Raw genomic sequence first — 6,326 nt, forward strand, 5'->3', positions numbered from 1 at the left:
ATCCGTGAGCTGCTGGAAAGACTCCTGCCACCCCGCAGACAACGCTCCAACCCCCGCGTCATCAAACGCAAGATGACCAACTGGCACCTCAAACAGGGGTGTGACCGAGATATGCGTCAAAGGGGCAACGGGATGATCTTGAAGCCCTGAGCGCCCGGCCCGTCACCCGTTCGGCTCAGTGTCGTTGGTGGTGATGTTGAGCGTCGTCTGGGGCCTGGGGTGGGTTGTGACTTCGATCGAGCGGACCGCGTATCCGCGGTTCAAGCGGCTGATCACCGCGCACGAGCTGCATCTCTTCTTCTCACCGACGCGCGATGAGCTTCAGTGGGCGACCGATGCCACGGACTGCGATGAGCACCTGCTGGCCCTGCTTCTGATGCTGAAGTCGTACCGGCGCATGGGGTGTTTCCCGGCGCTGGAGGACGTTCCGGAGATGGTGGTGGACTTCGTACGGCGGGCGGTGGAACTGCCGGAGGGTACGTTACCGGTCTACCGGGCGGAGCGGACGGCCAAGCATCACCGTGGTCTGGTCCGCAAGCGGGTCGGCGTGACGTACGACCAGGCCAAGGCCCGGGGGATCGTCGAGCAGTCGATCCGCAAGGAGGCCGCGGCGAAGAACCGCCCGGCGGATCTGATCAACATCGCGCTGGAGAAGGTAGTGGAGGCCGGGCTGGAGCTGCCTGGGTTCTCCACCTTCGACAAGATGGCTTCGAAGATCCGCACCGAGGTGAACGCTTCGATCCGTACAGGGATCCACGACCGCATGAGCGCCGCTCAGCGGGCAGGGCTCATGCGGTTACTGGAGGAACGCGACAGCGACGGAACGACGCTGTTCAACCGGCTGAAGAAGCCCGCCAAGGGCCCGACCTGGTCGCACTTCAAGAACCTGACCAAGCGTCTGGAATGGCTGGACGGTCTCGGCGACACCGATGTGTGGATGGACGGCGTCGCCGCTGGGAAGATCACCGACTTCGCCGGAGAAGCGGACGCGGCGGACGCCTCGGAGCTCCGGGACTTCGTCCCCGTCAAACGCATCGCGCTGGTCGCGGCCTTGACGCACAAGGCGAGGATGCGGGTGCGGGACGACCTCGCGACGATGTTCTGCAAGCGCGTGGCTACGAAGATCAAGAAGGCGAAAGCGGAGCTGGAGGAGATCCGGCTCGCCGAGCGGGAGATCGTCGAGGCTCTGATCGGGAACTACCGCACCGTGCTCAAGCACATCGACGAGGGCGGCCCGGCCCAGGAGGCGCTCACGAAGGCCGCGGCCATGACCGCCGAGACCCGCCAGGCGCTGGAGGGCCTGGACGAGGAGGCGTCGGTGGACGAGGTCGCGAAGCGGCTGGAGGGAAGGGTCTCCCCGGCAGTGATCGCCCTGGTGAAGGCCCAGATGGTGCAGGCCGGCGGGTTGGGTGCGGTCACGCGGGCGGTGGAGGGCTTCGGTGGGTTCGCCAAGCAGTACGAGCAGATCGAGAAGGTCTCTGCCCACCACGGCAACTTCTGGGAAGTCCTGCTGTACGGGCAGATCGGCCGGGACCGGGCGGTGATGTTCGACCTGGCCGGGGCCGAGAACCTGAAGTTCACCGCGACCAGCGAGGACAGCAGGGTGCTGGACGCGCTCGCACACGCCCAGCGGCACCAGTCGGCCCGCGGCGAGTACATCACCGCCTTCAACGAGGAGGGCAAGGAGGTCGACATCTCCTTCGCCACCCAGAACTGGCGCAAGGCCGTGATCGACAAGACACGGACCGGGCAGTTCGTGCGCAAGCACTTCGAGGCGATGGTCTTCACCGCGCTGGCGGAGGAGCTGCGTACCGGCGACGTCGCGGTGGTCGGCTCGGAGGAGTACGCCGACTGGTCCGAGCAGCTGCTGGACTGGGAGGTCGTCCAGGAGACGCTGGGGTCCTATCTGGTGGAGGTGGGCCTCGCCGAGCCGGGCGAGAGCGCCGAGTTCGACGCGGCGTTCTTCCGCCGGCAGCTGGAGGACAAGTTGCGAGGCGCCGCCGCGGCGGCGGACGCCGGGTACCCGGAGAACGAGGGCCTGGTCATCGATCCGGAGACGGGCATCCCGTCGCTGAAGGCGTACCGGGCCGACGGTCAGCGGCCCTCGGCGAAGCGGCTGGAGCAGGAGATCAAGGCGAGGATGCCGGAGCGGTCCCTGATGGGGATCGTGGCGAGGACCGCGTACTGGGTGGAGTGGTGGCGCCGGTTCGGCCCGCCGTCGGGCAACGAGCCCAAGCTCACCGACCCCTTGGGCCGCTACGTGATCGTCACCTTCGTCAAAAGCACCAACATGGGCCCGTACGAGGCCGCCCGACACATCCCCGGCGTATCCGGGCACGAGCTGTCGTACGTCGCCAACAAGCACTTCTCCATCGCGCTGCTCAACGAAGCCGTCGCGGACCTCGTCAACGCGCACGCCCGCCTGGACATCTCGCAGGCGTGGGGCGACGGGACCGCGGTGGCGGCGGACGGCACCCACATGGACACGTATCTCGACAACCTGCTCTCCGAGACGAGCGTCAGGTACGGCAAGCCGGGCGGGATCGCCTACCACCACGTCTCGGATACGTACATCGCGCTGTTCACGCACTTCATCCCGTGCGGGGTGTGGGAGGCCGTCTACATCATCGAGGGCCTGCTGAAGAACACCAGCGAGGTACAGCCGACCACGGTGCACGCGGATACGCAGGGCCAGAGCTTCCCTGTCTTTGCGCTCGCCCACCTGCTGGGCTTCGACTTGATGCCTAGGATCAGGAACTGGAAGGAACTGACCTTCTACCGGCCCTCCAAGCAGACGGAGTACGTGCACATCGACGCCCTGTTCGGCGAGCCGGGCAAGCACGTCATCGACTTTGACCTGATCGAGTCCCAGTTCCGGCACCTGATGCGGGTCGCCGTCTCCGTACGCGAAGGCACCATCTCCTCCTCCACGCTGCTCAAGCGCCTGCGCTCGGGGTCGCGGAAGAACGCCACCTACGCCGCCTTCCGCGAGGTCGGCCGTGTGATTCGCACTGTCCAGCTGCTGCGCTACCTCTCGGACGCGCCGCTGCGCCGACGGGTGACCGCGGCGACGAACAAGGTGGAGTCGTTCAACCGGTTCTCCCAGTGGATCGGCTTCGGCAACCGCGGCGTCATCGCCGACAACGACCCGGTCGAGCAGGAGAAGGCGATGAAGTTCAACGCGCTGCTCACGAACGCGGTGATCTTCCACAACGCCCTGGACATCGCGGAGATCGTGCGGCAGCTGCTGGAGGAGGGATGGGAGATCGATCCGGAGGACTTGGCGCACATCTCGCCGTACCTGACCGAGCACATCAAACGGTTCGGCGAGTACTCCACCCACGAACTCGGTATCCAGCCCGAGGCGTACGACCCGAAACTCGACGTCGACTTCACCCAGCTCCGCCACCAGGACCTGCACGCCGAGGGCTTCGGAACAGCCGCCTGATCAGGCGAAGCCGGGCGGCAGGCGCGCGGGATTCCGTCGGCTGTGAACTCATCGGTGGCCGCACCACGACAGGGGGCGGAGCTGGGTGTGGAGTCCTCGTCAAGCGACGGCTCCCTTCGGGTAGTGGCGGCGCAGGTTGGCGGCGAGGATGCGGTCGAGCGTGCGGTCGGGCAGGATCCGGACCAGGCGGGTGATCAGGGCGGCGTCCCGGCCGGCGGTGTAGCGGGTGCGCGGCTTGCGGGTTGTCACGGCCTTCGCGATGACCCGGGCGGCGGCGTCAGCGGTCAGGCCCGATGCGGTGCCCGTGGCCATCAGTTTGTTGTTCGCCTGGACCAGGCTGCCGTAGCGCTCGTCCTGCTCCGGCGTCATCCGGACGGCCAGATCGTTCGCCGCCTGGACCCCGCGGGCGGCCATCTCCGTGCGGACACCGCCGGGCTGGACCACGACCACCTGTACGCCCAGCGGCGCGACCTCACGGCGGAGCGAGTCGCTGACCGCCTCCAGGGCGAACTTCGTGCCGGCGTACGCGCCGTATGTGGCCATGGCGGCCGTGCCGCCGACCGAGCTGATGTTGATCACGCGGCCCTTGCTGCGCAGCAGTGCGGGCAGGAGCGCCTGAGTGACGGCGATGTGGCCGAACAGGTTGACTTCGAACACCCGCCGCCACTCCGCGAGTGGCAGGGCTTCGACCGCGGCGTTCACCTGGATGCCGGCGTTGTTCACGAGCGCGTGCAGCGCGCGCGAGTCGCCGGCGACCCGCGCGGCGAGTGCCTCCACCTGCTCAGGCTTGGTGATGTCGAGGATGACCGGCTCGATGCCAGTCGATCGGATGGAGTCGGCGTCACGGACGCGTCGCACGCCAGCAAGGACGTGGAATCCCTGACGGGCCAGTTCGCGGGCGGCCGCCGCGCCCATGCCCGTGGAGGCGCCAGTTACGACGATCAGCTTCTGGGGTTCAGATGACGTTGTCACCTGAGCTACGTTACCAATTCAGATGACATCGTCAACTGAATGTACGATGGGCGCCATGGCCACCCGTGCGGAATCCGCCGCCCTCACCCGCCGCGCTCTGCTCGACGCGGCCGCCGAGCTCCTTGACCTCGGCGGCCCCGAAGCCGTCACCCTGCGTGAGATCGGCGCGCGGGCAGGCGTGACGCGGGGAGCGCCGTACCGGCACTTCACTGGCAAGGACAGCCTGCTGGATGCCATCGCGACCGAGAGCTGGGAACGGATCGGCGACCAGATGCACGCCCTGCGGACCGACCCAGCCCTGCCGGCCTCCGAGAAGCTGTGCGGCGCTCTCCGCGCCCTCATCGGCGTCGGCCGGGACCAGCCGTACAGGTACCAGTTGTTGTTCAAGCGGCCCGGGCACGGTCCGGGAGAGCGCGGTGAAGGGCTCGACCGCGTCATGCGCCAGCTCTGCGGACCGGAAGGCGACCCCGCCGCAGCTATCCGTGCCTCAGTGCGCTTTCAGGACGAGTTCCTGGCCATCGTCGCCTCCCTCGTAGGGGACCGTAACGCACGCCACTACGGAGCCCTGCTACTGGCCGGCGCTCACGGCATCGCAGACATGGAACTCAGCGGCCACCTCGGCGAGGACACGTGGCGCACCAGCGCCGACGAGCTCGTCGACACCCTCGTCCGCCTGGTCGCGGACACCGGCGAAACGACATAGCAACGCCCACGCCCCGTCGACAGCAGACTCCCCGCCCTGCCTGGCGGGTGAGGCGTTTCATGGGTGGTCGCTCGTGAAACACCCACTCGCCCGGCTGTCCACCTGCGGCAATCATGTTTCATGAGTTGTTGCAAACGACTGGACTCCTGAAACACCCTCATGAAACGCTCCAGGGCGTGAGCGACGACTTCAAGCGCGTGGAATCGCACGACTGCCCGATGTCCACCTGCGCCGCCCCCGCGGGCTCCCCGTGCCGGACCGGCAAAGGCAAGGTGGCCATCCAGTACCACACCGCCCGCTTCCGCCTCGTGCCCCAACTCGCCAAGGCGCTCAGCGCGCCGACCCCCGCGGTACGCAAGCCGGGTTCGGCATGGACGGAGCTGCCCCGGCCGGTGAGCGCCAGCGCCGAACCGGTCGGCCACGTCCGCCTCGGCTACGCACGCGCCTCGACCGCCCGACAGTCCCTCGACGCGCAACTCGACTCCCTCGCCAAGGCCGGGGTCACCCGGGTCTTCTCGGAGAAGATCTCCACCCGCGCCACCCGGCGCCCCGAGCTGGAGGCCGCCGTGAAGCTCGCCGGGGAGATCCGCTCCTCCGGCGTCGCCGTCACCCTCGTCGTCCACGAGCACAAACGACTCGGTCGCGGCATCGAACTCGCCATGCTCGCCGAGGAACTGAAGGTGAGCGACGTCGGTCTGGAGTTCCTCACTGGAGAACTGAAGGGCTCGCACGACCCGTCCGGCATCGTGTTCACCGTCCTCGCGGCCATGTCCGGGATGGAGCGCGAGTACATCCGCGACCGCACGCTCGAAGGCCACGAGTCCGCCCGCAAGCGCGGCAAGACCATCGGCGGCGCCAGCGTCGCAGACGAATCCATGCTGTCCATGGCTCTGCACCTGCGGGAACAGGAGATGAGCCTGCGCGACATGGCCAAGCGGCTCGTCATCACCACCGGCAAGAAGAAGGGCCAGCATCCGTCACCAGCAACCGTGATGCGGATGCTGCGCGAGCACGACGAACAGGCTGCCATGGTCTCGGCACCGTAGAAGACCCGTCAGGGCTTCAAGATCATCCCGTTGCCCCTTTGACGCGTATCTCGGTCACACCCCAAACACACCCACCACCGCAACCCGCCGCGACCACCCACTCCCGCCGTCACACTGGTCCCACCCACCAAACCAACCAGCAGACGCCAGAAAGCCA

Annotated in this window: 4 protein-coding genes; 3 read left to right on the forward strand and 1 reads right to left on the reverse strand. The window is 67.5% G+C overall.

Going from position 1 to position 6,326, the window contains the following annotated elements; genetic code table 11:
* Positions 1 to 226 precede the first annotated feature (226 nt).
* Positions 227 to 3,448 carry a Tn3 family transposase gene (locus ACZ4Z5_RS33110; protein WP_468269952.1) on the forward strand — a complete coding sequence of 1,074 codons (3,222 nt, stop codon included), beginning with the start codon at positions 227 to 229 and terminating at the stop codon, positions 3,446 to 3,448.
* Between the two features lie 99 nt (positions 3,449 to 3,547).
* On the opposite strand, the gene ACZ4Z5_RS33115 is transcribed toward ACZ4Z5_RS33110, so the two are convergent.
* The gene (locus ACZ4Z5_RS33115) at positions 3,548 to 4,420 is read right to left on the reverse strand and encodes an SDR family NAD(P)-dependent oxidoreductase (protein WP_468269954.1); all 873 of its coding nucleotides are present in this window, start codon (positions 4,418 to 4,420) and stop codon (positions 3,548 to 3,550) included.
* 55 nt (positions 4,421 to 4,475) lie between these two features.
* Here ACZ4Z5_RS33115 and ACZ4Z5_RS33120 point away from each other — a divergent pair, with 55 nt between their 5' ends.
* Both ACZ4Z5_RS33120 and ACZ4Z5_RS33125 read left to right on the forward strand, forming a co-directional pair.
* Positions 4,476 to 5,123, forward strand: coding sequence for a TetR/AcrR family transcriptional regulator (locus ACZ4Z5_RS33120; protein ID WP_468269956.1), 648 nt, complete (start codon positions 4,476 to 4,478; stop codon positions 5,121 to 5,123).
* Positions 5,124 to 5,299: 176 nt separating this feature from the next.
* Complete coding sequence (locus ACZ4Z5_RS33125; protein WP_468269958.1) at positions 5,300 to 6,169, forward strand: recombinase family protein; 870 nt, start codon at positions 5,300 to 5,302, stop codon at positions 6,167 to 6,169.
* Positions 6,170 to 6,326: the final 157 nt, after the last annotated feature.

This window comes from Streptomyces sp. NPDC030222, assembly GCF_055573115.1.

What these genes read in the sequence shown, in the direction of transcription:
- ACZ4Z5_RS33120 (WP_468269956.1), top strand. Translation starts at nt 4,476, where the DNA reads ATGGCCACCCGTGCGGAATCCGCCGCCCTCACCCGCCGCGCTCTGCTC.